The sequence below is a fragment of the Amycolatopsis sp. NPDC101161 genome (assembly GCF_044768185.1).
Lineage (GTDB): Bacteria > Actinomycetota > Actinomycetes > Mycobacteriales > Pseudonocardiaceae > Amycolatopsis.
Map to the genome: position 1 here is coordinate 1229530 of NZ_JBIWPI010000001.1, position 23398 is coordinate 1252927.

Genomic DNA, 23398 nt, shown 5'->3' on the forward strand with positions numbered 1-23398 from the left:
CGCCCAGCACCGTGCAGCGCGGTGGGCGGGTCGTCACCGTGTTCCCCCGCGCGGGAGCGGGCTCGCCGGCGTGCCGGCGGTGCGTTGGTAGACGGCGGCGAAGCGGCCGGCGACCTCGTGGATGCCGAAGCGCCGGGCGACCGTTTCCCGGCCGGCGGCGGCCACCGCCCGGGCGCGGACCGGGTCGTCGGCGGCGGCGCGCACGAACGCCGTGAGCGCGTCGCCGAACGCGGGCGGGGCCGAGGTGTCGGCGAGCAGGCCGTTGCGGCCGTGGTCGATGTAGTGGCCGAGCCCGCCTCGGCGGGGGCCGAGGACGAGCAGCCCGGCGTCCATCGCTTCGAGCACGGCGATGCCGAACTCCTCCTTGCGGCTGGGGCACACGTAGAGGTGCGGCGTCGGCGCGGGCAGCCGGCGGACCAGGCCGTGCTCCAGCGAGCGGACGTCCTCGTTGCTCACCGCGGCCAGCACCGCCAAGCGCCCCGCCGCGTCCGGGTACCGGCTCGCCAGGTCCAGAACCCGGGTCAGGATCCGCGATTCGTCGTCGGTCGGGTGGGCGGGGTCGCCGCCGACGAGCACGAGCGCGGTGTGGTGGTACAGGCCGCGGGCCAGCCAGGCTTCGACGAGCAGGTCCTGTTGCTTGACCGGGTGCAGCCGGCCCACGGACAGCATGACCGGCAGGCCGCGGGTTTCGGGAGCCAGCCGGGGCAACCCGGAACCCGAGCCGAACAGGGACCCGATCAGCTGCTCCTGCCGCGCGTCGGCCGCGGCGACGGGCGAGAGCAACGGGATCCCTTCGGCCGGGGACTCCGGTTCCGGGCCGCCGCGCAGCCGCGGGAAGTAGGCGGCCAGCTCGCCGTCCGGCCGGCCGGGCAGCCCGAGCAGCGTGTCGGCGGCCGCCACCAGCCGGTCGGCGGTGTACACCCGGTGCAGGTCGAACCGGGCCGCCGGGCGATCCGCGGCGGCACCGGCCCGGTGCCGCTCGGCCAGCGAGCGGTGCGGGTCGGCGGTGAGGGTGAACACCGTGCGCGCGCCGATCGCCCGGGCCGCGTCCGCGACCGCGGCGGAGCCGTCGTCGGAGTAGCGCACGTGGACGACGTCCGGGGTGCAGCCCGCGAGCCACAGCAGGTACCGCGCCAGGAACGCGATGGCTGCCCGGTGCCGGGAGAGTTCGGCTTGCGCCGGTGCGCCGGGCGAGTCGACGGGCACCCGCAGCACGACGTGCCGGTCGGCACCGGCCTCCGCGAGGGTGCTCCGGCTCCGCAACAGGTCCTGGCCGGCCAAGGTCAGCGTGACGACCCGCGCGATGCCCGCGTGGCGGGGCAAGGCGGTGCCCAGGTGGCGCAACAGGACCGTGAGCCCGCCGCTGGCTCCGGCGCCGGGCTGGTCGAAGGAGCCCAGCAGCATCGACTGCGCCAGGGTCAGTCCACTCGGGCCGGTCGCCGGTACCGTCCACAAGGGACTGTCCAAGCCCTGGCCGGACTGCCGGGCCAGGCACACCGCGGACAGGGCGCGTTCGTAGGGATCCGCGGCCCGGACGTGGGCGGCGGCGAGGACTTCGGTCGCGGCCGGTGCTTCGCCGAGCTGGGACAGGTAGCGCCACATCGCGTGCCGGTACGCGCGATCGCCGTGGCCGGCGTCGGTCACCGTGCTCACCGGCAGGCACGGGAAGCCGTGTCGTTCGGCGAGATCCAGCAGGAGCGCGCCGCGCCGGGGTGACGCGCCGGCGAACGCGGACCCGATCGACGCGGCCGCGGCCGCGGGGCCGTGCGCGGCGACGGCGTCGGCGAAGAGGTCCAGGGCGACCGAGCCGGCCAGGTCGTCGAGCGCGGCGTCGCCGGTTTCCGGGACTGCGGCGAGGACCTCGCCGGGAGTGGGCGGGAAGGCTCGGCGGGTGAGGCCGCGCAGCGCGGCCACCGCACCGTCGGGATCGGCGTCCGCCGGCGGGTCTCCGGCGTATTCGACCAGCGCGGGCCCGGCGAAGTCCGGGTGCAGGGCGCGGCGGACGGCGTCGACCCGGACCGGGTCGGCGCCGGGGGTGAGCGTGCGGAGGACCGTCAGCGGGTCGGCGATCGCGGTGGTCCGGGTGTCCTGGGTGATCACTGCGCTGCTCCGGTGGTCGGGCCGTAGGGTCGGCGGGGACGAGGGAGGAGTCGGGATGAGGGCATCGCGGATCGTGGTGGTGAGCCCGCCGTTCGCTTCACACGCGCGTCCACTCGCGACGGTGGGGGCGGCGCTCGCGGCCGAAGGCGCGGTCGTGACTTTCGCCTGTGCGCCGGAGTTCGCGGGTCTGGCCGCCGAGCACGGGCTGCCGTTCGCGCCGCTGGCGTTCGGCGACAACGCGAACACCGGCATCGCCGAACGCACCCGCCAGGAGGCCGACGGCGTGCGGCGCCTGGCCGAATTCCTCGACGCCACCCGCGCCGGGGCGGTGCCCGCCCTGCTGGCCCAGGCCCGGCACCGGCGGGCCGACATGCTGCCCGATCCCGAAGCCGTGTTCGCCTCGGTGCGGTCGCTCGACGAGCGGCTGCGGCCGGACTGGTACCTGATCGACCAGCTCGCCTACGCCGTGACGCTGGCGGTCTACGCGCTCGGCCGCCGCTGGGCCGCCTTCTGCCCCGGTCACCCCAGCTACGTCTTCGAGGGCGCGGACCGCTTCTTCGGGCTGCCGCCGTACTGGCCGGCCGCGATCCGGCCGGCGGACGAGGAGCTGGCCGTCCTGCGCGGCGAAGCCGAGGCGAACGACCGGGTGTTCACCGAGCTGTTCGCCGGGTTCCTCGCCGGGCACGCCCCGGACCGGCAAGCGCCCGCGCGGGCGTTCGGGCTGACGTCCCCGGAGGCGGTGCTGTTCAACTACCCGGAGCTGCCCTGGCTGCCGGACCTGCCCGCGGGCCCGGCCCGGATCTTCGCCGGGCACTGCAGCGACGTCGGGACGGCGGCGCTGCCCGGCGCCTGGGCCGCGCGGGCCGACGCGCTGACCGGCGGCGCCCGGCGCCGGCTCGTCCTCGTGTCGTTCGGGACCTTCCTGTCGGCCAGGGAGGACGTCTTGACCACGGTGGTCCGCGGACTGCTCGACGTGCCCGGTGTCTCGGTGCTGGTGGCCGCGGGCGAGCGGGCGGGAGGTCTGCGCGCGGCGTTCGCCGGGGAGCCGCGGGTCGACGTCGCCGAACAGGTGCCCCAGCGAGCGCTGCTGTCCCGGACGGCCGTGGTGGTGCACCACGGCGGCAACAACTCGTTCACCGAGTGCCTGGCCGCCGGGGTGCCCGCGGTCGCGCTGCCGTTCTCCAGCGACCAGTTCGCCGTGGCGCACGACCTCGAACGGATTCCGGCCGGCCGGGTGCTCGACCCCCACCGCGTCACTCCCGCCGCAGTGGCCCGCGCGGCGGCGGAGGTGAGCGCTCATGACGCGCGCGAAGCCCAGCGCCGGCTCATGGCCGGGCGAGGACCACGACACGCCGCTCGCGGGTTGCTGGCTGCCATGTGACACCCTCTCGTCATCGATGCAGAGACGATGCGAACTTACGTGCGCGGCGGCTCTGATGCCGCGCAAGTGGGCGTCGAGGAGGTCGGTCTCACGCTTGCGACGGGATGATCAGAGGCGCCAGCTAGGGTAAATCTGCAGGTGAAGCCTCGGATTCGAGGAGGTCCCGCATCGCGCGAAACAGTGTCGAGGCGCGGGCTTTTGAATCGAAGTTGCATCGATAGTCGACGGTGTCGCCCCACAACCGGCGGCTAAGGTGGCGCTCGTGTCCGACGATGCCGCGACGAACGGCACAGCCGACGACCTCGCGTGGCGCTTCGCCGCGGGCGAGCCGGAGACGCTGCGCGCGGTGTTCGACCGCCACGGCCCCGCCGTGCAGCGGCTGGCCCGGGTCAGCCTGCGCGACCCCGCCGACGTCGACGACGTCGTGCAAGCCACCTTCGTCTCCGCGTGGAGCGGCCGGCACACCTACGACCCGGCGAAGGCGGGCCTGCCGGCCTGGCTGCTGGGCATCGCCCGGCGGCGGATCGTCGACCTGCTGCGGGCGCGCGGCCGTCAGCAACGCGACAGCGCCGCTGCCGCCGCCGTCGCCCCGGTCGGGGAAGCGGTCGCCGAATCGCCGGAACGCGTGCTGGACCGGCTGGTCATCGCCGACGAGCTGACCCGGCTGCCCGACCCGCAGCGGGAAGTCCTGCGGCTGGCCTTCTACGCTGATCTCACCCACACCCAGATCGCCGAGCGCACCGGACTGCCGCTGGGCACCGTCAAGAGCCATCTCCGCCGCGGAATGCAGAGCTTGCGCTCCCAGCTGGACCGCACGCCGGAGGAGGTGACCGATGCCGCACCCGGACCCCGATCGGCTCGTGCTGCTCGCCCTTGACGAGCAGCCCCCCGGCCCGGCGGAAGCCGCCCACCTCGACAGCTGCGCCGACTGCCGCGACGAGGTCGACTCGCTGCGCGCGGTCGCGGCGCTGGGGCGTGAGAGCAGCACGGAAACCGCTCTGCCGCCGGTGTCCGAGGCCGTCTGGGACCGCATCGCGGCCGAGACCGGCCAGACCGGCCGGGCACCGTCCGACGAAGACAGCGCCCGGGTGCAGCCGCCGGCCGCCCGGCGCCGGTCGCGGCGCGGCGTCCGTTACGCGGTCGTGGCGGCCGCGGCGGCCGCGATCGGGGTCGCGGGCACGGTGCTCGTCCTGAACACCGGCGACGGCGAGCGGGTCGTCGCGGAAGCACAGCTGAACCGCCAGGCGTCCGCGCCGGCCGGCGCGACCGGGCGGGTCCGGATCGTCGACCCGGGCACGGGCGCGCTTCGGCTGAAAGTCCAGCTGAGCGGGATGCCGGCACCGGCGGGGTTGTACGAAATCTGGCTCTTCGACGGCCGCACGACGATGATCCCGCTCGGCGTGACCGCCGGCGGCGAAGCCGACGTCGCCGTGCCCGCGAACCTCACCTGGAGCCGGTTCCCGGTCGTCGACATCTCCGCGCAGGAGCTCGGCCAGCAGGAGCACGGCGTCAGCATGCTGCAGGGCACCTTCCGCCCCTGACCGCCCCGGCCGCCGGATTCCGTGGCGCCGGCTGCATCCGATCGGCTGCTTCCCGCCGTACCCCTCGTGTCCAGGAAGCAACGAGAACGGAGTGATCATGCGCCTTCGCATGCTCGGGGTGTCCATCGCCGCGGCCGCGGCCCTGGCCGGCGTCACCGCGGCGCCCGCCCAAGCGGCCCAGCCGGTCCACGCGTCGTCGTACACCGTGTGGCACCACCACGGGTACCACTTCGGCAAGGGCCGCACCGACCTGACGCTCGACCCGGCCGCGGCGAGCGCGCTGACCTCGCTGGGCGTGAAGGTGTCGCCGGTGCTGGCCAAGGTGCGCCAGGCCGGGGGCAAGACCGTGTTCGGCTTCACGATCGTCGGCAACCCCCACGACGGGACCATCGAGCACATCGGCGGTCTGCTCCTGCGCGCCGGCGGGAAATGCCTGTACCTGACCAGCTACACCATCGATCTGGGCCGCGGCGTCCTGAGCGGGCGGATCGACTTCGGGGCTCGCGCCGACTTGTTCACCCTCGGCGCGGCGACCCCCGCCGGCGTCACGCTGGCCCTCACCGCCCCGGCGGCCGCGCTGCTGAACAAGACGTTCGGCGTCACCGCCTTCACCCCCGGGCTGGTCATCGGCTACGGCAACCCGATGATCCGCAAGTAACCCGGCCAGCAGGCGTCCGGCTGAGCGCGGTCGTGCTCGTGATCGCCTCGGCCGGCGCCCGGGACCGAGTCCATTGTGGACAGGCCGGTCGCGTCCGGGCGGCTCACGTCAGGCGTGCGGACGGCGGTGGTTCGGGCCGGGCGTCCCAGCCGAGGTGCGCCGACACCGCGGCCGCCGCTTTCGCCGTGATCCGGCCCGCCGCGTCGAGGCGCTCGCCGAGCCGTTCCGCCGGGGCGGACACGTTCAAGGCGGCCACCACCCGGCCGCGGAAGTCCCGGATCGGCGCGGAGACGCCGACCAGGCCCTCCTCGAACTCTTCGCGTACTCGCGCGTAACCGTCACGCCGGCCTTCCTGGATCTTCGCCCACAGCTCGGGCAACGAGTGCACTTCGGACAGTGGCCGATCCGGGGTCAGCGCCGGGAACCGGACGTACAGGTCGTCCGGCGTGGCGTCGAGCAGCAGCACCCTCCCGGCCGAGGTGCAGTAGGCGGGGACCCCGCGGCCTTCCCAGCCGTTCACCCGGAACGAGTGGCCGGACACCGACAGCAGGGTGAGCACCTCCTGGTCGCGCAGCACGCAGAGGTGGTTGGTCTCCTCGAGCTCGGCCGACAGCTCCCGCATCACCGGCTCGGCGACCCGCACCAGCCGGTTTTCCACCGTCCGGGCGGCCAGGGAGAACAGCCGCCAGCCCAGCCGGTAGCCGAGGGTGTCGGGGTCGCGTTCGACGATGCCCTCGTCCGCCAAGGCCTTGAGCGCGCGGGAGACCTGGCTCTTCTCCCGCCCGGTGAGCTGGGCGAGCCGGACGACGCCCAGTTCGCCGGCGCGCTGCGCCTCGGGTGAGGCGAGCGCCTCCAGCAGGACCAGGTCGCGGCGGAGGCCGTGCCCCTGGGGCCGGGCACCGTCGTCCGGAAGAGCCATGTCCCGAAGTGAAGACGACGAGTTGGCGCGAGCGCAACCCGCGTTGCAATGTCCGGCCGCGCCTTGCCCGGCGTTTCGGCGCGCTCCTACCGTCGGTTCGACCGCACGAACCGTCGACCTGGAGCCCCCATGACTTTCGCGTCCACCGCGCTGATCGGCGAGGCCTTCGTCGGCGAGGGCGCCAACGCCGCCCACACGAACATCGTGCTCGGCCGCCGGGGTGGCCCGGTGGAAACCGCGTGGGCGACCTCGCTGGCCACGCCGAGCGCGGGCCACGTGCCCTTCGTGACCGTGCTGCGCCCGTCCGTGCCGGTCCAGCCGCCGACCCTCTTCGTGCCCAAGGCCGCGGCCGGGACCGACCTGCACCAGCGGGCCACCTGGGGCGCCGCGCAGGCCGGGCTGGCGCTCGGGGTGGCCGACGCCGTCGAGGCCGGGGACCTGCCCGCGAGAGAAACCGGCGACCTGCTGATCATCGCCGCGATCTGGGTCGACCCCGCCGTGGACGACCTCGACGCGGCCTTCGCCAACCAGCGCCTCGCCGCCGGCCGCGCGATCCGCGCCGCGGTACTGGGCACGCCGACGATCGACGTCGTGTCCGACGCCGCGCGCACCGGGCCGGTCAACCCGTTCTACGCGCCGGACCCGGGCGTGCTGGCCCGGACCGCGCCCGAGCTGGAGGCCCTCGGATGAAGATCACCGCCATCACCCTCGACCGGCTCCGGCGGGAACTGGACCCGCCGCTCGCCGCCGCGTGGGACCCCGAACCGCGGCGGCACTTCGACGCCACGATCGTGCGGGTCCACACCGACGACGGGATCACCGGCATCGGCTCCGGCGACACGATGGCCGGGTTCGAGGCCGTCGAGCACCTGTTCCTCGGCGAGGACCCCCTGGACATCGTGCGGCACGTCAAGGCCATCGAAACCGCCAACTTCCACGGCGGGAGCTACTGGCCCCTCGAAGCCGCGCTCTGGGACATCATCGGCCAGGTCGCCGGCCTGCCCGTGGCGACGCTGTTCGGGAACGCCACCCGCTCGCTGCCCGCGTACGCCTCCTCGGCCGAGCTCAAGCCGCCGGCCGAACGAGTGGAGACGGCCCTGCGCGCCCGCGAGGCCGGGTTCCGGGCGATGAAGATCCGCATCGACCGGGATCGCGTGGACGAGGGCGTCGCCGCGGTGGCCGCCGTCCGCGACGCCCTCGGCCCGGACTTCGAGATCATGGTCGACCTCAACCAGTCCTGGCGGATGGCCGGCGACACCGCGCCCGCGTCCGACCTGGTGAAGACCCGCAAGCTGGTCCGCCGGCTGGCCGAGCTGGACGTCTTCTGGGTCGAAGAACCGTTGCCGTACAACGATCTTGACGGCTTCCGGACCCTGCGAGCGGACAACCCGGACGTGCGGATCGCGGCGGGGGAGATGCACCACTCGGTGCCGGAGCTGCTGAGCTACCTCGAAAACGACGTCCTCGACGTCTACCAGATGGACGTCGTGCTCGCGGCCGGCATGCACCGAGCCCGGACGCTCGCCGAGCTCGCCCAGCTCAAGCACCGCGCGTTCACCCCGCACAGCTGGACCAACGGCATCGGCGTGCTGGCCAACCTGCACGTCTCGGCCGGCGTCGGCGGCGGCCCGTACTTCGAGTTCCCCTGGGACCCGCCCGGCTGGACCCCCGAGCGCCGCGACTTCATGCTGGCCGAGCCCGTGATGATCACCCCGGCGGGCGAGCTCGAGGTCCCGCGGCGGCCGGGTCTCGGCGTCGAACTGGACGAGGAGGCGGTGGACCGGTGGCGGATCTGACCCACCAGGACTGGGTGGCGGCGGCGGAAGCGCTGCCCCCCGAGACCCGGCCGTTCATCGGCGGCGAGCACGTGGAGTCCACTTCGGACGAAAGGTTCCCGAGCGTGTCACCCCGCGACGGCCGCGAGATCGCCCGCGTTCCCGTGGGCAGCGAGGCAGACGTCGACCGCGCGGTGCGGGCGGCTCGCGAGTCCTTCGAGGACGGACGCTGGCGCGACCTGCCACCCCGTGAGCGCAAGCGGATCCTGCTGCGCTGGGCGGACGCGATCACCGCGCACACCGCGGACCTGGCTCTGCTCGACACCCTCGAAATGGGCAAGCCGATCAGCGAGTCCCAGCGCGTGGACGTCGCCAAGACGGCCGAGACGATCGCCTGGTACGCCGAGGCCATCGACAAGACCTACGACGAGGTCGCCCCGACCGGCGGCGACGCCCTCGCGTGGATCACGCGCGAACCACTCGGTGTGGTCGGCGCGGTCGTGCCGTGGAACTACGCCCTGCTGATCGCGTCCTGGAAACTCGGCCCGGCCCTGGCCACCGGCAACTCGGTGGTGCTCAAGCCCGCCGAGCAGACGTCGCTGGCCGCCCTGCTGCTGGCGCGGCTCGCGAGCGAGGCCGGCCTGCCGGACGGCGTGCTCAACGTCGTTCCCGGGCTCGGCGAAGTCGTCGGCCAAGCCCTGGGCCGGCACCCGGACGTCGACAAGATCGCCTTCACCGGCTCGGCCGAGGTCGCTCGGCTGTTCCAGGTCTACGCCGGGGAGTCCAACGGCAAGCAGGTCGCGGTGGAGGCGGGCGGGAAGTCGCCGCAGCTGATCCTGCCCGACGCCGACCTCTCCGCGGCCGCCTCCGCCGTGGCGTGGGGGATCTTCTACAACGCCGGCCAGACGTGCAACGCCGGTTCGAGGGTGATCGTCCCCGCGGCGCTGAAGGACGACCTGCTCGCCGAGCTCGTGAAGATCACCGAGGAGACCTTCCGGCCCGGCGACCCGCTCGACCCGGCGACCGTGCTCGGCCCGCTCGTCGACGACGTCCAGCTCGACCGCGTCCTCGGCTACCTCGACACCGCCCGGGCCGAAGGCGGGACGATCGTGCTCGGCGGCGGCCACGACGGACTGACCCTGCAACCGACCATTGTGGACGATGTCCGGCCCGGCACGACCATCGCGCGCGAAGAGGTCTTCGGCCCGGTGCTGTCGGTGCTGACCTACGACGGTTCGCCCGAAGAAGGCGTCCGGCTGGCCAACGACACGGACTTCGGCCTGGTCGCGTCGGTCTGGACGCGGGACGTCACGACGGCCCACCGCGTCGCGAAGCGGCTGCGCGCCGGCACGGTCTGGATCAACACCTTCGACGCCAGCGACGTGGTCACCCCCTTCGGCGGCTTCAAGGCCACCGGTGCGGGCCGGGACAAGTCGCTGCACGCCCTCGACGCCTACACCGCCCTCAAGACCACCTGGCTCAACCTCCCGGAGACTTAGCATGAAGATCGGTTTCATCGGCCTCGGCAACATGGGCCGGCACATGGCCCGGCACCTGATCCTCGCCGGCCACGACGTCACCGTCCACGACGTCCGCTCCGAAGCGGCACTGGAACACCTCGACCTGGGCGCCCGGTGGGTGGACAGCCCCGCCACCTGCGCGGACGGCGTGGACGTGCTCATCACGATGCTCCCGACCCCCCGCGTCGTCGAGGACGTTCTCCTGCGCGGGGGAGCGGCCGAAGCGCTCTCGGCCGGGGCGCTCTGGATTGACATGTCGACTTCCACGCCCGCGGCGGCGCGTCGCGTCGCCGAAGAGGTCCTCGACGCGCGCGGTGTCCGGCGGCTCGACGCGCCGGTCAGCGGCATGGCCCGCGGGGCCGAAGCCGGCACGCTGCAGATCTTCGTGGGCGGCGACGCGGACGACTTCCGCGAAGCGCTGCCGCTGCTGGAAGTCCTCGGCGATCCGGAGAAGATCCTGCACGTCGGCGCGGCCGGGCACGGCTACACCGTCAAGCTGATGATCAACCTGCTGTGGTTCTGCCACCTGGTGGCGACGTCGGAGGTGCTGGCCGTGGGGGTCAAGGCGGGCGTCGACCTCGGGGTGCTGCGCTCGGCGCTGCTCGCCAGCCCGGCCGCGTCGCACTTCCTCGAAAACGACGTGCTGTCCGTGCTGGCGGACGGCGACTACGACGACTCGTTCGCGATGGTGCTGGCCTGCAAGGACCTCGGCCTGGCCGTCGACCTCGGCCGCGACGTCGGGGTGCCGACCGAGCTCGCCGCGCTCGTGGAGCAGATCTTCCGCCGGGCCAAAGCGGTCTACGGCGATCTCGCGGGGGAGATGAGCCCGGTGCGGCTGTACGAAACCTCGGCTGGGCAGGACTTCCGGCTGCCGCTGCCCACCGTCCCGGCCGTCTGAAGGGGACCAGCATGCGCCTGTCCGTCGAGCCGGCCGGCCGCACCGAATACGGTCTCGGCGTCGTTGCCGAGCTGCCCGGGTTCGTCGAGAGCCTGGGCCACAGCCGCGTCTTCGTGGTCACCGACCGGGGCCTGCGAGCCACGGGGATCGTCGAGCGGGTCGAGAAGATCCTGGCCGCGGCCGGGGTCGAGCACGCCGTGCACGAGGACGTCGGCCCGAACCCGTCGACGGCCGAACTGGACCGCGGCGCCGCCGCTTTGCGCGGCTTCGGTGATTCAGTCGTGCTCGCGCTCGGCGGCGGCTCCGCGTTGGACGCCGCGAAGGGCATCTCCCTGCTGGCGGGCAACCCCGGCGCGGCCGCGGCGGACGCGGACCGGTTGTGGGATGCGGGCGACGGCTTGCCGGTGATCGCGGTCCCCACCACCGCGGGTACCGGCGCGGAAACCAACGGGTTCGGTGTCACCGAAGACGTCTGCGCCCGCCGGAAGGTCTACATCGGACACTCGTCGGTGCGGCCCCGGATCGCGGTGCTGGATCCGGAACTCACCCTCGGGCTGCCGGCCCGGGTGACGGCGGCGACGGGACTGGACGCGCTGGTCCACGGCATCGAGTCGCTGGCGTCCCGCGGGTCCACGCCGTTCTCGGCGGCGTACGCGACCCAGGCGGTCACCCTGGTCGGACGCTGGCTGCCGGTGGCCTACCGGGACGGCGGCGACCTCGAGGCGCGATCCGGGCTGATGCTCGGCGCGCACCTCGCCGGGCACGCCCTCACCCTGTCCGGCCTCGGCCTGGTCCACGGCATCGGGCACGCGCTGACCGCGCACACCGGGACCCCGCACGGCGTCGCGCTGGCCGCGGTGCTGGAGGAGGTGATGGCGTTCAGCGCGACGGCCGCGGCGACGGCGTACGAGACGACGGCTCGCGCGCTGCACGCGACCCCGGCACCGGATTGGCCGGGCGCGGCGATCGAGGCCGTCCGGGAGATCTCGGGCGGGATCGGGATCAAGCGCCCGTTGCGCGAGCTGAACGTCACCCGGGAGGACATCCCGGCGATCGCGGCGGACGCGGTCGCCGACGCCGTCACCAAGAACGCACCGCGCCTGCCGTCGGAAGCCGAGGTCGCCGAACTGCTGCGTTCGGTTTACTGACCGGGAGCGGGCGGGACGAGCAAAGCGCCGTCGTTCGTGATGGTCAACGCACGGCGGTCCAGAACTTCAACGACCGCCCGGTTTCCGTGCGGAAGGTCGCGCCGCCGTCGTTGCTGTAAGCCTCGCCGCTCGCCGGGTAGGGCGCGGAATCGTTGTACTCCAAGCCGTAGCACCCACTCGTGGTGGCCGAACGCAGCAGCAATCCGTACCGCTGCCCGGCCGTCACGCGGATGTCCGGCTGCACCGTGATTTCGCGTGGTGACCAGCCGATTCTCGTGGTGGGCACGACGGTGGTGCTGAGCGCGGTGCCGGTCGGCCGGGAGGTGTCGTCCGCGCGGTAGACGCTGATCTCCAGCCCGGCGTTCGGGTTGCCCGCCTGGAAACCGGTGTAGGAGACCCCGGACAGGGTGCCGGTCCGGCCGGCGACGAACGTCTGGAACCGTGCTACGCCGGAGCCGATGTCGCAGTACGTGCGGAAACCGCTGACCCCGTCGGACTGGTCGGCTTCCGGCAGCGGCAGCTGGTTGCCCGGTGCCCCCTGGGCGAGGGTGAGGGAGAAGTCGTTCCGGCAGCTGATCGGCGCGATCGCACCGGCCGGGGTGAACTCCAGCGGCGTCCAGAAGTAGTTCGCCAGGGCTTCGTTGCGCTGGCCGTTGTTCCAGAGGTCGCTGGCGTAGAGGTAGGCGGTGCCCGACGGCGTGGGGATCGCCGAGACGAACGAAGGCTGGCCGCCGCACGAGTTCTCGCTGATCTTCGCCGGCGCGGACCACGGGCCCAGCGGGCTCGGGGCCGTGCGGTACGACGTCCCGGTGCCCGAGCAGTAGCCGCAGTTGGGATCGGAGTACGTCAGGTAGTACGTGGTGCCGCGCTTGAACAGCGCGGGCGCCTCCGTCCGGCTCTGACCGACGCGCGTGTACTGCCCGGTGCCGGTCAAGTAGTTCCGCGACAGGCGTTCCACGACGATGTCGCCATCGCTGCGCCAATCCGTGTAGGCGAGGTAGCCGGTACCGTCGGCGTCCACGAAGACGTCGTGGTCGCCGTTGTTGGTCTCGCGCGCCGGCGCGTTGTTGTTGACGGCCAGCGTCGGTACCGGTGCCTCGGTGAACGGCCCGGTCGGCGATGAGCTGGTGAGCACGCGGAAGCCGACCTGGTTGTCGTAGACGTTGACCCACAGCACGTACCGGCGAGCGTGCGCGTCATAGCCGACGTGGGGACGGAAGCAACCGTAGGTGGCGCCGTTGCAGCGGCTCTGCCAGACGCCGCTCGCGTCGAACAGCCGGCCGCGATCGGTCCAGTGCACGAGGTCGGGGGAGCTGTAGACCTTGAAGCCGCAGAACGGTGAATTCGTGGCCTGCCAGGCGAACCCGCAGTCGTAACTGGTGCCGTAGAGGTAGTAGGTGCCGCCGAAGAAAGCGATCTCCCCGTCGTGGGCGTCCACGGAGTTGCCCCGGGTGTCGAATCGGACGACTTGGTTGCCCTGGGCGTCGAAGTTGGTCACGGTCGTGGTGTAAGCGCATTCAGCGGCGGCGGTCGCCGGCGAGGCCAGCGCCAGCGCCGTCGCCAGCGCGAAGATGAGGGCGCGGATCGATCTCATGATTCCTTCCGGGCCGGCTTGAAACGATTCAATTCCAGGCAACGTACGTGACCCAGGTCACGGGCGTCAAGGAATGACCACCAACTTGTCCGCCGGCCGGGCCGGCCGGGGGTTCACGGCGTGACGTCGAGGCGGTCGACCAGCATGTAGGTGCCGCTGCGCTTGATGGCCCGGACCGTGTGGCGTCCAGGCGGCAGGGCGCAGGCGCTGAACACGGCTTGCTGGGCTTGGCGGACCTCGCTCGTGGTGTCGACGGTGCGCTGGAAGACGTCGTCCAGGTAGACGTCCATCCGGCCCTCGTCGGAGAAGGTTTCGCTGAAGAGGGCGATGCCGGTTCCGGTGAAGGAGTAGTCGACCCAGCTGCCGTTCGTCTTCGTGTAGTGCACGTCGGAGTGGAAGTCGCCGAACTCGCGGTCCCTGCTCACGTTCCACGAGCCCCGGTAGGCGATGCCGTCCGAGTCGTCGTTGAGCGTCACCGTATCGGCCGTCGGGCAGTGCCGGGCGGCCGTGATGACCGGCGGCGGCGCGGCGCTCGCTCGGGTCGTCGAGGGCGTCGGCGTGGTCGACGTACTGGTCGCTGTAGAGGGCGCGGTGGACGGACTCGGGGGCGCGCTCGCGCTCGCGCTCGAAGCGAGCGTGGCCGCGGGCTGGAGCGGTACCGATGACAGCGCCGTGTTGCGCGGGGCCGGGCGGGAGACCGTCGCGAGCAGGGCGATGCCGGCCACTACCGCCAGCCCCGCGACGACGATCGCCGCCCAGCGGATCCGCGCCCCCGCGCGCAGCTGCGCGCGAGCGGCTTCCCGGGCCTGGCGTTCGAGGCGCGCGCGGTGCTCGTCCGGGTCGGAGACCGCTTTCCCGAGCTCCGCGCCTGGCCCCGGATACTCGCCTGGCGTGATCGGGCGGGCGTGCTCCCGGGCCTTGCGCAGAAGGTCCTCGACTGTCAGCCGCTGCGCTCTTCGCCGGCCGGCACGCGCCATTGCGGAACCTCCCGATCCTCACCACCGAGCCTGCCGGCTCGTGGTGCGGAATCCTAGAAATCCCGCCCCGGATTGTAAACCCGGCAACAGAAAGCGTTTCGTTATCATTTCGAGGCATCCGGATCGCCGCGCTGACCGTATCGGCCGTCGGCGTTCTGCCGAGTCACGGACTCGGTGCGCCGGGACGCGCCACGTCCGCGTGCCCGAGCGGCTGCTTGTCCTTTGTGGACGACGAAACCGCCGGGCTGTTCGCTCGCTCCGGGGCGTCAGCCGGCGAGGTCGAGCGCGATGTCGGTGATCATGTCCTCCTGGCCGCCGACCATGCCGCGGCGGCCGACTTCGACGAGGATCGCGCGGGCGTCCAGGCCGTAGCGCGCCGCGGCCGCTTCGGCGTGGCGCAGGAAGCTGGAGTAGACGCCCGCGTAGCCGAGGCTCAGCGTCTCGCGGTCGACCCGCACCTCGCGGTCCTGCAGCGGGCGCACCAGGTCGTCCGCCGCGTCCATGAGCGGGAACAGCTCGCAGCCGTGGTCCCAGCCCATCAGGTCGGCCACCGCGATGAACGCTTCGAGGGGGCAGTTGCCCGCTCCGGCGCCCTGCCCGGCGAGGGAGGCGTCGACCCGGACCACGCCGTTCTCGACCGCGACGACGCTGTTGGCGACGCCGAGGGCGAGGTTGTGGTGGGCGTGGATGCCGATCTGCGTCTCCGGTTCGAGGACCTCCCGGTAGGCGCGAACCCGGTCCCGGACGCCGTCCATGGTGAGCCGGCCGCCGGAGTCGGTGACGTAGACGCACGCGGCGCCGTAGGACTCCATCAGCTTGGCCTGTTCCGCGAGCTCGGCCGGCTCGGCCAGGTGGGACATCATCAGGAACCCGGCGACGTCCATGCCCAGCTCGCGCGCGGCGCCGATGTGCTGGGCGGAGATGTCGGCTTCGGTGCAGTGGGTGGCGACGCGGACCGAGCGGACGCCGAGCCGGTGGGCCTCCCGCAGGTCGTGCAGCGTGCCGATGCCGGGCAGCAGAAGCGTGGTCGGGATCGCGTTGTGCGTGACGTCGCAGACCGCTTCGATCCACTCCCAGTCGGTGTGGGCGCCGACGCCGTAGTTGATGCTGGAGCCGGACAGCCCGTCGCCGTGGGCGATCTCGATGGCGGCGACGCCGGCCGCGTCCAGCGCGCCGGCGATCGCGCGCGCCTGCTCGACGGTGTAGCGGTGGCGGATGGCGTGCATGCCGTCCCGCAGGGTGACGTCCTGGATGTACAAGTCGGTCATCGGAGGGCCTCCTGGTGGCCGGCCATGCGTTCGGCGGTGCGCAGCGCGGCCGAGGTCATGATGTCGAGGTTCCCGGCGTAGGCGGGCAGGTAGTGCGCGGCGCCCTCGACTTCGAGGAACACCGAGACCTTGACCGCGTCGCCCGCCGGGACCAGGCGGTGCAGGGGGTCGTCGGCGGCGACGGTTTCGAACTGGACCTTCTGCTTGAGCCGGTAGCCGGGGACGTAGGCCTGCACCCGGCCCACCATCTCTTCGACTGACGCCGTGATGGCCTCGGTGTCCACAGTGTCCACTTCGGACACCAAGCAGTGGACGGTGTCGCGCATGATCAGCGGCGGTTCGGCCGGGTTGAGCACGATGATCGCCTTGCCGCGGGTGGCGCCGCCGACCTTTTCGATCGCGGAGGCGGTGGTTTCGGTGAACTCGTCGATGTTGGCCCGCGTGCCCGGCCCCGCCGAGCGGGAGGAGATGGACGCGATGATCTCGCCGTAGTGCACCGGCGTCACGGCGCCGACCGCGGCCACGATCGGGATGGTGGCCTGGCCGCCGCAGGTGACCATGTTGACGTTGGGGGCGTCGAGGTGCTCGCCGAGGTTGACCGGCGGCACGACATAGGGGCCGAGCGCGGCGGGCGTGAGGTCGATGACGGTGCGGCCGAGGCCGCGCAGGACCTCGTCGTGGCGCCGGTGCGCTCCCGCCGAGGTCGCGTCGAAGACGTACTGGACGTCGGCGAACTCGTCGAGGCGGACGAGCCCGTCGACGCCTTCGTGCGTGGTGGCGACCTTGAGGCGGCGTGCCCGGGCGAGGCCGTCGGAGTCGGGGTCGATGCCGGCCATGGCGGCGATCCCGAGGTGCTCGGACAGGCGCAGGATTTTGATCATCAGGTCGGTGCCGATGTTGCCCGAGCCGATGACGGCGACTTTCGCGGTCATGCGCCCGTCCCCTCGAAGCGGATCCCGACCTCGCCGAGCCCGGAGATCCGGGCGGTGAAGACGTCGCCGGGGGCGGCGGGGACCATCGGGCCCAGTGCCCCGGTGAGGACGACGTCGCCGGCGCGCAGGGGCTCGCCGCGGCGGGCGAGGGTGGTGGCGAGCCAGGCCGCGGCGTTGAGCGGGTCGCCGAGGCAGTCCCGGCCCGTGCCCTGGGAGACGAGCTCGCCGTCGCGGTGGAGCTGCATCTCGACCTCGGCCGGCTCGACGGCGTCGAGTGCCTCGCGGGTGTCGCCGAGGACGAACAGGCCGGAGGAGGCGTTGTCGGCGACGGTGTCCACGATGGTGATGTCCCAGCCGGCGATCCGGCTGTCCACGATCTCCAACGCGGGGGCGAGGAACGCGGTCGCCGCGCGGACGTCGGCGACCGAGCACTCGGGACCGGGCAGGTCGGCGCCCAGGACCAGCGCGATCTCCGCTTCCACCTTGGGCTGCAGCAGCCGGCCGGCCGGGATGCTTCCGCCGTGGTCGAGGGCCATGTCGGAGAACAGCGCGCCGAAGTCGGGCCGGTCGACGCCCAGCTGCCGCTGCACGGCCGGCGACGTCAGGCCGATCTTGCGCCCGACCAGGCGGTGCCCGGCCGCGAGCACCCGCTCGGTATTGACCCGTTGCACCGCGTAGGCCGCGTCGAGGTCGCCGTCGGCGAACAGATCGCGGATCGGCGGGCACGGCGTGGCAGTGGCGGCCGCGGCCGCGAGCACCGCCGCGGCCTTGGGGACGGCCTCGTTCATCGGGACCTCCGGAGCAGGGATCGTGACCCGCCAGGTATAGGCCGTGGTCCGGCGGTGTGCCAAAGTTTGTTCCGTGACACGGAACGGCGAAAACGGCAACATGCTCGACAAGGCGGCCGCTGTCCTCGCTGTCTACCGGCCGGATGGTGGGTCGTTCCGTTTGACGGAACTGGCGGCCCGGGCGGGACTGACGAAGACCACGGCGTTCCGCCTGGCCGGCGAGCTCGTCCGGCTCGGGTTCCTCGAGCGCGTGGGGGAGCAGTACCGGCTGGGCGGCACCCTGTTCGAGCTGGGTTCGCTGGTGCCTCGCCGCCAGGACCTCCGGGAAGCCGCTTTGCCGTTCCTGCAGGACCTGTTCGAGAGCACCCGCCAGACCGTCCACTTCGGCGTCCGCGAGAACCGCGAAGTCGTCTACGTCGAACGCATCCACGGCCACGACGCGGTGCCGCTGCCGTCCCGGATCGGCGGCCGGCTCCCGCTCACCTGCACGGCGATCGGCAAAGCGCTGCTCGCGTTCTCCGAGCCCGGGCTGACGGACGCGATCCTGGCGGACCCGCTGCCGCGGCTGACGCCCTTTTCGATCCTCGACCCGCTGCGGCTGCGCACCGCGCTGGAGCAGACTCAAGTGGCCGGCTTGGCGTACGAAGAACAGGAGGCGGCGCTCGGGGTGAGCTGCATCGCGGCCCCGGTGTTCAGCGGCGCGGTGGTCGTGGCGGCGCTGTCGGTGGCGGTCCCGCGCGAACAGTTCCGGCCGGCGCACCTGGCCCCTGCGGTCCGGACGGCGGCGCTGGGCTTGTCACGGACACTGCGCCTGTCCGCCGAGCCGAGTTGACGGCTGCTGGATGTTCGCCGTCGTCGTCACGAGTCGTTCGGTTCCTCCGCGCGGTACGTGGTGTCGGTCCGCTGGGACTGCTCGACGATCCGGTGCAGGGCCGCGACGTGGGCGCGCAGCGTGCGGTGCCCGGACTCGCTGAGGTTGAGCCAAGTTCGCGGGCGTTTGCCCACGTACCCCTTCTTGACTTCGACGTATCCGGAGCCGGCCAGGTTGGTGATCTGCTTCGACAGCGCGGAGTCCGACAGCCCCGCCGAGTCGCGAACCCAGCCGAACTCGGCCCACTCCGCGCCGGCCAGCAGCGCCATGATGGACAGCCGGGTGGGGTCCAGCAGGAGGGGATCCAGGTCAGGCGTGGCCATTCGATGCGCCTCCCGCGCGGCTGCGCCGGATCAGCGCGGCCAAGCCTCGCCGCAGGTGCCGCCCGAACCCGATCGGCGCGATCGCCAGCACCGCGCCCAGGATCGTGTTCCCGTAGGGGATCCGTACGTGCAGCAGCGCCACCGCGACCGCCGCCGCCACGCACACCACGACGAAGACCAGCCCGACGCCGAGGGCGACCCTGGGCCGGATCGCCGACTTGTCCACCCGCACGCTGTGTCCCAGCCACGTCGCACCCCGCCGGGTGCGCAGCACCAGTACGTAGGCCAGGACGAGCCCGGCCAGCACCAGCCCCTTCCACCCGGCAGCGCCGGGCAGGAAGTCCGTCGAGGCCAGGTACAGGAAGACCACGAGGGCGAACATCACGTCCACCCACCTCGCCCCGTGGAGAGCGCCCAGTGCCTGGTCCCTGCGGTGGTCGACGTCGCGCAGAGCGCGGGCCGCCTCTTCCGGGGAGGGGTGCTCGGCCATGATCGTCCCCTTGCCTTGTCAGAATAACTTTCCTGAGAGGAAAGTACCTCATCGGTTTCCTCTCGGGCAAGTACTGGCCTGATGCGAAAACTAATGGGCCTCGTGCGGCTTCGCGTCCAGTACGGCGGCCACGAACGACGCGACCAGCGGCCGGCGGTCGTGCTCGTTCCAGGCGAGCACGAGACGACTAGGTGGCGCGTCGATCACCGGGACGCACACCACGCCGGCCTGCCTCGGTTCGATCAGGGAGCGGGGCAGCACGCCGATCATCCGGCCCACCTTGATCATGTCGACCAGCTGGACCACGTCGGCGACCTCCGGGCCGGTTCCGTCGCCGCCGGGGACGCCCTTCCAGCGCGGCAGCGTCTCACCTGCCAGATCGGCCATGCGCACCGACTCGCGGACGGCCAGCCGGTGCCCGGGCGGAACGATGGCCACGCGGTGCTCGGTGTACAGCGTCTCGTGGGCCAGGCCGTCGAGGTCGTCGAAGGGGGCGTAGAGCAGGCCGACGTCCGCTCGGCCGTCGCGCAGGAAGTCGGTGCGGTCGGCGGGGCCGCTGAACAGGATGTCGACCCGGCGGGCGCCCGGCTGGTGGGCGTAGCCGGCCAGGATTCCGGACAGCAGGCCGGCGTCGCCACCGGGCTTGAGCACGAGCCGCAGGTGGGCCTGGGTGTCGTCGGCGCGGCGGGCGTTCCGGACCGCGGCGCTGACCGCGTTGAGCGCGTGCCTGCCGTGTTCCCGCAACGCCTGCCCGGCCGGGGTGAGCGACACCTGACGGCTGGAGCGGACGAACAGCGCGACCCCGAGCCGGCCCTCGATCCGCCGGATCGCCTTCGACAGCGCGGGCTGGGCGATCGAGAGGCGGACGGCCGCCCGGCCGAAGTGCAGTTCGTCGGCGACGGCCATGAAGTACTCGAGCTCCCGCGTCTCCAGTTCGACCATGCCTTCAGGCTATCGCCGAATGTCCGATCGGTCTTGGACGCCGACGCCGTGACTGGCCAAGAATCGAGGAATGATCACGCATACGAGGGTGGTTTCCTTAGATCAACCCCTCCCCGACGCCGAACTCGACGAGTACCTCGCGGATATCGAACGGGCGATGCTCGACACCGGCTTCGGGCGGTCCGTCGCGGCTCGCCGGCAGTCGCGGCACCCGTACCGGGTCGCCCGGGCGAACCACGAGCCGCTGTCGTGAGCGCCCTGCCCGGCAAGCGGGGACTGGTCACCGGCGCGGGCAGCGGGATCGGCCGCGCGGCGGCGATCGAGTTCGCCCGGCAAGGCGCCTCGGTCGCCGTGCTCGACCTCGACGTGGACGCCGCGGCCGAGACCGCCGCCGTGATCGAGGAAGCCGGCGGACGCGCGGTGGCCGCCGCCGTCGACATCGCGGACGAAGAATCCGTGCGGGCGGCCGTCGAGCACACGGTCGCGGCCTTCGGCGGCCTCGACTTCGCGGTGAACAACGCCGGCCTGTCCTCGCGCGGGCCGCTCGACCGGACGACCCTGGACGAGTTCGAGCGGGTGGTGCACGTCAACCTGGCGGGGACCTTCCTGTGCCTGAAGCACGAGCTGCCCGTGCTGGAGCGCGGCGGCGCGATCGTCAACGTCGCCTCCAACGGCGGCTTGGCCGCGATCCCGAACGCGCCCGCTTACGTGGCCGCGAAGCACGGCGTCGTCGGGCTCACGAAGGTCGCCGCGGTCGACTACGCGTCACGCGGCATTCGCGTCAACGCGGTGTGCCCCGGCCCGACCCGCACCCCGGGGTTCGAGAAGTGGGCGGCGGGCACCGACATCATCGCGATGCAGGAGGCGATCACCCCGCTCGGCCGGCTGGCCACGCCGGAGGAGGCTGCCGCGGCGGCCGTGTGGCTGTGCTCCGACGCCGCGTCGTTCGTCACCGGGATCGCGCTGTCGGTCGACGGCGGGCGCCGGGCCTGAGGCCCCGTCGTTCCTCAACCCTCCAAGGAAAGCTGAGTGCCATGCGTCTCATCGCGATGGAAGAGGCCTTCGCCATCCCCGAACTGCAGGCCAGGTTCCCCGTTCCGAGAACGGGAACCGCCGCCCACTGGATCGAGGACTGGGCGAAGCGCTTGGGCGACTTCACCACCTTCCGGCTGCCCGACATGGACGAACACGGCATCGACGTGCAGGTGCTGTCGCTGACCGCGCCGGGCATCCAGGGCCTGACCGACGCGCGGCAGGCCGTGGCGGACGCCCGGCTCGCCAACGACCACCTGGCCGGCGTGCTCGCCGCGCACCCGGACCGGTTCCGCGGCCTGGCCGCGCTGCCGCTGCAGGACCCCGAGGCCGCCGTGGCCGAGCTGCACCGCGCCGTCGGCACCCTCGGGCTCAGCGGGGCGCTCGTCAACGACCACACCGGCGGCAGCTACCTCGACGATCCGCGCTACGACCCGGTATGGGCCGCGCTCGAAGACCTGGACGTGCCGCTCTACCTCCACCCGGGCGCGCCCCCGGCCGAGCCGTGGCGGGTGCTCGCGGACCGTCCCGAGCTGCGGGGCCCGTTGTGGAGCTGGGGCGCCGAAACGAGCGGGCACGCCCTGCGGATCGTCTTCGGCGGGGTCTTCGACCGGCATCCCCGCGCCACGCTGATCCTCGGCCACCTGGGCGAGTTCCTGCCGTTCCAGCTCGCCCGGCTCGACTCGCGCTACGCCCGGCAGGAAAAGCGCCCGCTCGCCCGGAAGCCGTCGGAGTACTTCGGCCGCAACATCCTGATCACCACGAGCGGCGTGTGCGCGCCGGCCGCCCTCGCCGGCGCGGTCCTCGCCATCGGCGCCGACGCCATCCTGTTCGCCGTCGACTACCCGTTCGAAGACACCGCCGAAGCCGTGCGCTTCCTCGAACACGCACCGCTCAGCGACGCCGACCGGGCGAAGATCGGCCACGGCAACGCCGAACGGGTGCTGCACCTGCCGCGCCGGCCCCAGGACGGAGGAGCCCGAACGTGAGCACACCACCACCGCCCGGCCTGCCGTGGAAAGCGGTCGGCATCGGGCTCGCCATCATGACGCTGGAGGGCTACGACCTCGTCGCCTTCGGCGCGACGACCCCGCTGTTGCTCCAGCACCAGCCCTGGCACCTTTCCCTGGCCACACTGGGGATGCTGGGCAGTGTGACCCCGGTCGGGATGCTGATCGGCGCGCTGCTGGTCGGCCAGTTCACCGATCGCCACGGCCGCCGGGGCACGACGCTCGTCAGCATCGGGCTCGTCGCGCTGGGCATGTTCGCCTCCGGCTTCGCCGCCGACCCGGCGATCTTCGGCGCGGGGCGGCTGGTCGTCGGCCTGGGCGTCGGCGCGATCTTCCCCGCGTTGGCGCCACTGGTCTTCGAACTCGCCCCGGCGAAGCGGAAGAACCTCACCTCGGCGATCGTGCTGTGCGGCAACACCGTGGGCGGCTCGCTGGCCGCGGTGGTGGCGAACACGCTGCTGCACGGGAACTTCCGGCCGGAGTACCTGATCGGCGGGGCCGCGGCGGTGGTGCTGCTTCCGGCCACCCTGCGCTGGCTGCCCGAGTCACCGGCGTACCGGGGGAAGACCGCACGAGCGGCGAACCCGGACCGGGACAGCGGGACGCGCCTCGTGCTGCGCCCGCCGTACCTGGGCACGACGATCCTGTTCTGCGGCATGGTGATCTGCTCGTTCCTGCTGATCTTCGGCATGAACACCTGGTTGCCGCAGCTGATGCAGGCGGCGCGGTACCCGCTGGGGTCGTCGCTGACTTTCCTCATGCTGCTCAACCTCGGCGCGACCATCGGGGGGCTCGGGATGGCGGTGGTCGCCGACCGCGTCGGGTCGAAGGGCCCGGTCGTCGCGAGCTTCCTGGTCGCCGGGATCGCGATCGTCGCGCTGAGCGTCCGGACGCCGCAGGTGGTCCTCTACGCGACCGTGCTGGTCGGTGGCGCCGGGGTGCTCGGTGTCCAGGGACTCGTCAACGTCTACCTCTCCCGCGTCTACCCGGTGCACGCCCGCGCCAGCGCGATCGGGGTCGCGCTGGGGGTCGGCCGGATCGGCGCCATCGCCGGGCCGACCCTCGGCGGCTGGATCCTCGCCGCCGGTTTCGCGCCGCGGTGGAACTTCGTCCTCTTCGCGCTCCCGGCGTTGCTCGGCGCGCTCCTGGCGATCGCCAACCGGGCGAAGAGCCCGCTGCGGGCCACCGAAGCCCTCCCCGACCCGCGGCCGGCCGAGCCGACCCGATGAGA

Annotated in this window: 24 protein-coding genes; 14 read left to right on the forward strand and 10 right to left on the reverse strand. The window is 72.6% G+C overall.

The window, feature by feature from the left end; all coding sequences use genetic code 11:
• Positions 1–33: 33 nt before the first annotated feature.
• Entirely contained in the window at positions 34–2100 is a 2067-nt protein-coding gene (locus tag ACIRSS_RS06085) for a glycosyltransferase family 4 protein (RefSeq protein ID WP_400891138.1), read from the reverse strand.
• Positions 2101–2155: 55 nt separating this feature from the next.
• Between ACIRSS_RS06085 and ACIRSS_RS06090 the strand changes: the two genes are divergently transcribed.
• The 4 genes from ACIRSS_RS06090 to ACIRSS_RS06105 all read left to right on the forward strand — a co-directional run bounded on the left by ACIRSS_RS06090 (position 2156) and on the right by ACIRSS_RS06105 (position 5680).
• A complete protein-coding gene (locus tag ACIRSS_RS06090; protein ID WP_400891140.1) occupies positions 2156–3481 on the forward strand; it encodes a glycosyltransferase in 1326 nt (441 codons plus the stop codon).
• A gap of 262 nt (positions 3482–3743) precedes the next feature.
• On the forward strand, positions 3744–4358 hold the full coding sequence (locus tag ACIRSS_RS06095) for an RNA polymerase sigma factor (protein WP_400891142.1): 615 nt from the start codon (positions 3744–3746) through the stop codon (positions 4356–4358).
• The gene (locus ACIRSS_RS06100) at positions 4315–5022 is read left to right on the forward strand and encodes an anti-sigma factor domain-containing protein (protein ID WP_400891144.1); all 708 of its coding nucleotides are present in this window, start codon (positions 4315–4317) and stop codon (positions 5020–5022) included. The genes ACIRSS_RS06095 and ACIRSS_RS06100 overlap by 44 nt, the downstream gene beginning before the upstream one ends.
• Positions 5023–5119: 97 nt before the next feature.
• Positions 5120–5680, forward strand: a complete 561-nt coding sequence (locus ACIRSS_RS06105; protein ID WP_400891146.1) for a hypothetical protein — start codon at positions 5120–5122, stop codon at positions 5678–5680.
• Positions 5681–5783: 103 nt separating this feature from the next.
• Here the strand turns inward: ACIRSS_RS06105 and ACIRSS_RS06110 are convergent, their stop codons facing one another.
• Positions 5784–6599 (reverse strand): IclR family transcriptional regulator, encoded by an 816-nt coding sequence (locus ACIRSS_RS06110; RefSeq protein ID WP_400891149.1) that lies wholly within the window; start codon positions 6597–6599, stop codon positions 5784–5786.
• A 129-nt stretch (positions 6600–6728) separates the two neighbouring features.
• Between ACIRSS_RS06110 and fae the strand changes: the two genes are divergently transcribed.
• From fae to ACIRSS_RS06135, 5 genes are read left to right on the forward strand one after another with little or no spacing between them, the layout of a single operon-like run.
• Complete coding sequence (gene fae, locus ACIRSS_RS06115) at positions 6729–7289, forward strand: formaldehyde-activating enzyme (protein ID WP_400891151.1); 561 nt, start codon at positions 6729–6731, stop codon at positions 7287–7289.
• Positions 7286–8395 carry a mandelate racemase/muconate lactonizing enzyme family protein gene (locus ACIRSS_RS06120; protein ID WP_400891153.1) on the forward strand — a complete coding sequence of 370 codons (1110 nt, stop codon included), beginning with the start codon at positions 7286–7288 and terminating at the stop codon, positions 8393–8395. The genes fae and ACIRSS_RS06120 overlap by 4 nt, the downstream gene beginning before the upstream one ends.
• Positions 8383–9873, forward strand: a complete 1491-nt coding sequence (locus tag ACIRSS_RS06125) for an aldehyde dehydrogenase family protein (RefSeq protein ID WP_400891154.1) — start codon at positions 8383–8385, stop codon at positions 9871–9873. The genes ACIRSS_RS06120 and ACIRSS_RS06125 overlap by 13 nt, the downstream gene beginning before the upstream one ends.
• 1 nt (position 9874) lies before the next feature.
• The gene (locus ACIRSS_RS06130; protein ID WP_400891156.1) at positions 9875–10792 is read left to right on the forward strand and encodes an NAD(P)-dependent oxidoreductase; all 918 of its coding nucleotides are present in this window, start codon (positions 9875–9877) and stop codon (positions 10790–10792) included.
• 11 nt (positions 10793–10803) lie between these two features.
• Positions 10804–11940 (forward strand): iron-containing alcohol dehydrogenase family protein, encoded by a 1137-nt coding sequence (locus tag ACIRSS_RS06135; protein ID WP_400891158.1) that lies wholly within the window; start codon positions 10804–10806, stop codon positions 11938–11940.
• 43 nt (positions 11941–11983) lie between these two features.
• Here ACIRSS_RS06135 and ACIRSS_RS06140 read toward each other — a convergent pair whose 3' ends face one another.
• From ACIRSS_RS06140 to ACIRSS_RS06160, 5 genes are all read right to left on the reverse strand, one after another.
• Entirely contained in the window at positions 11984–13534 is a 1551-nt protein-coding gene (locus tag ACIRSS_RS06140; protein WP_400891160.1) for a family 43 glycosylhydrolase, read from the reverse strand.
• Between the two features lie 113 nt (positions 13535–13647).
• Positions 13648–14511 (reverse strand): hypothetical protein, encoded by an 864-nt coding sequence (locus tag ACIRSS_RS06145; protein ID WP_400891162.1) that lies wholly within the window; start codon positions 14509–14511, stop codon positions 13648–13650.
• Positions 14512–14777: 266 nt separating this feature from the next.
• On the reverse strand, positions 14778–15779 hold the full coding sequence (gene dmpG / locus ACIRSS_RS06150) for a 4-hydroxy-2-oxovalerate aldolase (protein WP_400891164.1): 1002 nt from the start codon (positions 15777–15779) through the stop codon (positions 14778–14780).
• Positions 15776–16711 (reverse strand): acetaldehyde dehydrogenase (acetylating), encoded by a 936-nt coding sequence (locus tag ACIRSS_RS06155; protein WP_400891166.1) that lies wholly within the window; start codon positions 16709–16711, stop codon positions 15776–15778. The genes dmpG and ACIRSS_RS06155 overlap by 4 nt, the downstream gene beginning before the upstream one ends.
• Positions 16708–17499: a 2-keto-4-pentenoate hydratase gene (locus ACIRSS_RS06160; RefSeq protein ID WP_400891168.1), complete on the reverse strand. Its 792-nt coding sequence runs from the start codon at positions 17497–17499 to the stop codon at positions 16708–16710. Before ACIRSS_RS06160 ends, ACIRSS_RS06155 begins: the two co-directional genes overlap by 4 nt.
• Before the next feature lie 73 nt (positions 17500–17572).
• Here ACIRSS_RS06160 and ACIRSS_RS06165 point away from each other — a divergent pair, with 73 nt between their 5' ends.
• Positions 17573–18331, forward strand: a complete 759-nt coding sequence (locus ACIRSS_RS06165) for an IclR family transcriptional regulator (RefSeq protein ID WP_400891170.1) — start codon at positions 17573–17575, stop codon at positions 18329–18331.
• 26 nt (positions 18332–18357) lie between these two features.
• On the opposite strand, the gene ACIRSS_RS06170 is transcribed toward ACIRSS_RS06165, so the two are convergent.
• From ACIRSS_RS06170 to ACIRSS_RS06180, 3 genes are all read right to left on the reverse strand, one after another.
• Entirely contained in the window at positions 18358–18693 is a 336-nt protein-coding gene (locus ACIRSS_RS06170) for a transcriptional regulator (RefSeq protein WP_400891173.1), read from the reverse strand.
• A complete protein-coding gene (locus ACIRSS_RS06175; protein ID WP_400891175.1) occupies positions 18680–19183 on the reverse strand; it encodes a hypothetical protein in 504 nt (167 codons plus the stop codon). The genes ACIRSS_RS06170 and ACIRSS_RS06175 overlap by 14 nt, the downstream gene beginning before the upstream one ends.
• Before the next feature lie 90 nt (positions 19184–19273).
• Entirely contained in the window at positions 19274–20125 is an 852-nt protein-coding gene (locus ACIRSS_RS06180) for a LysR family transcriptional regulator (RefSeq protein ID WP_400891176.1), read from the reverse strand.
• 70 nt (positions 20126–20195) lie between these two features.
• Here ACIRSS_RS06180 and ACIRSS_RS06185 point away from each other — a divergent pair, with 70 nt between their 5' ends.
• From ACIRSS_RS06185 to ACIRSS_RS06200, 4 genes are read left to right on the forward strand one after another with little or no spacing between them, the layout of a single operon-like run.
• Entirely contained in the window at positions 20196–20378 is a 183-nt protein-coding gene (locus ACIRSS_RS06185) for a hypothetical protein (protein ID WP_400891178.1), read from the forward strand.
• Positions 20375–21118, forward strand: coding sequence for an SDR family NAD(P)-dependent oxidoreductase (locus ACIRSS_RS06190; protein ID WP_400891180.1), 744 nt, complete (start codon positions 20375–20377; stop codon positions 21116–21118). The genes ACIRSS_RS06185 and ACIRSS_RS06190 overlap by 4 nt, the downstream gene beginning before the upstream one ends.
• Before the next feature lie 41 nt (positions 21119–21159).
• Positions 21160–22146 (forward strand): amidohydrolase family protein, encoded by a 987-nt coding sequence (locus ACIRSS_RS06195; protein ID WP_400891183.1) that lies wholly within the window; start codon positions 21160–21162, stop codon positions 22144–22146.
• Positions 22143–23396, forward strand: a complete 1254-nt coding sequence (locus tag ACIRSS_RS06200; RefSeq protein WP_400891186.1) for an MFS transporter — start codon at positions 22143–22145, stop codon at positions 23394–23396. Before ACIRSS_RS06195 ends, ACIRSS_RS06200 begins: the two co-directional genes overlap by 4 nt.
• Positions 23397–23398 lie beyond the last annotated feature (2 nt).

What these genes read in the sequence shown, in the direction of transcription:
- ACIRSS_RS06090 (WP_400891140.1), top strand. Translation starts at nt 2,156, where the DNA reads ATGAGGGCATCGCGGATCGTGGTGGTGAGCCCGCCGTTCGCTTCACAC.
- ACIRSS_RS06100 (WP_400891144.1), top strand. Translation starts at nt 4,315, where the DNA reads ATGCCGCACCCGGACCCCGATCGGCTCGTGCTGCTCGCCCTTGACGAG.
- ACIRSS_RS06105 (WP_400891146.1), top strand. Translation starts at nt 5,120, where the DNA reads ATGCGCCTTCGCATGCTCGGGGTGTCCATCGCCGCGGCCGCGGCCCTG.
- ACIRSS_RS06110 (WP_400891149.1), bottom strand. Translation starts at nt 6,599, where the DNA reads ATGGCTCTTCCGGACGACGGTGCCCGGCCCCAGGGGCACGGCCTCCGC.
- fae (WP_400891151.1), top strand. Translation starts at nt 6,729, where the DNA reads ATGACTTTCGCGTCCACCGCGCTGATCGGCGAGGCCTTCGTCGGCGAG.
- ACIRSS_RS06120 (WP_400891153.1), top strand. Translation starts at nt 7,286, where the DNA reads ATGAAGATCACCGCCATCACCCTCGACCGGCTCCGGCGGGAACTGGAC.
- ACIRSS_RS06130 (WP_400891156.1), top strand. Translation starts at nt 9,875, where the DNA reads ATGAAGATCGGTTTCATCGGCCTCGGCAACATGGGCCGGCACATGGCC.
- ACIRSS_RS06135 (WP_400891158.1), top strand. Translation starts at nt 10,804, where the DNA reads ATGCGCCTGTCCGTCGAGCCGGCCGGCCGCACCGAATACGGTCTCGGC.
- ACIRSS_RS06140 (WP_400891160.1), bottom strand. Translation starts at nt 13,534, where the DNA reads ATGAGATCGATCCGCGCCCTCATCTTCGCGCTGGCGACGGCGCTGGCG.
- ACIRSS_RS06145 (WP_400891162.1), bottom strand. Translation starts at nt 14,511, where the DNA reads ATGGCGCGTGCCGGCCGGCGAAGAGCGCAGCGGCTGACAGTCGAGGAC.
- dmpG (WP_400891164.1), bottom strand. Translation starts at nt 15,779, where the DNA reads ATGACCGACTTGTACATCCAGGACGTCACCCTGCGGGACGGCATGCAC.
- ACIRSS_RS06155 (WP_400891166.1), bottom strand. Translation starts at nt 16,711, where the DNA reads ATGACCGCGAAAGTCGCCGTCATCGGCTCGGGCAACATCGGCACCGAC.
- ACIRSS_RS06160 (WP_400891168.1), bottom strand. Translation starts at nt 17,499, where the DNA reads ATGAACGAGGCCGTCCCCAAGGCCGCGGCGGTGCTCGCGGCCGCGGCC.
- ACIRSS_RS06170 (WP_400891173.1), bottom strand. Translation starts at nt 18,693, where the DNA reads ATGGCCACGCCTGACCTGGATCCCCTCCTGCTGGACCCCACCCGGCTG.
- ACIRSS_RS06175 (WP_400891175.1), bottom strand. Translation starts at nt 19,183, where the DNA reads ATGGCCGAGCACCCCTCCCCGGAAGAGGCGGCCCGCGCTCTGCGCGAC.
- ACIRSS_RS06180 (WP_400891176.1), bottom strand. Translation starts at nt 20,125, where the DNA reads ATGGTCGAACTGGAGACGCGGGAGCTCGAGTACTTCATGGCCGTCGCC.
- ACIRSS_RS06185 (WP_400891178.1), top strand. Translation starts at nt 20,196, where the DNA reads ATGATCACGCATACGAGGGTGGTTTCCTTAGATCAACCCCTCCCCGAC.
- ACIRSS_RS06195 (WP_400891183.1), top strand. Translation starts at nt 21,160, where the DNA reads ATGCGTCTCATCGCGATGGAAGAGGCCTTCGCCATCCCCGAACTGCAG.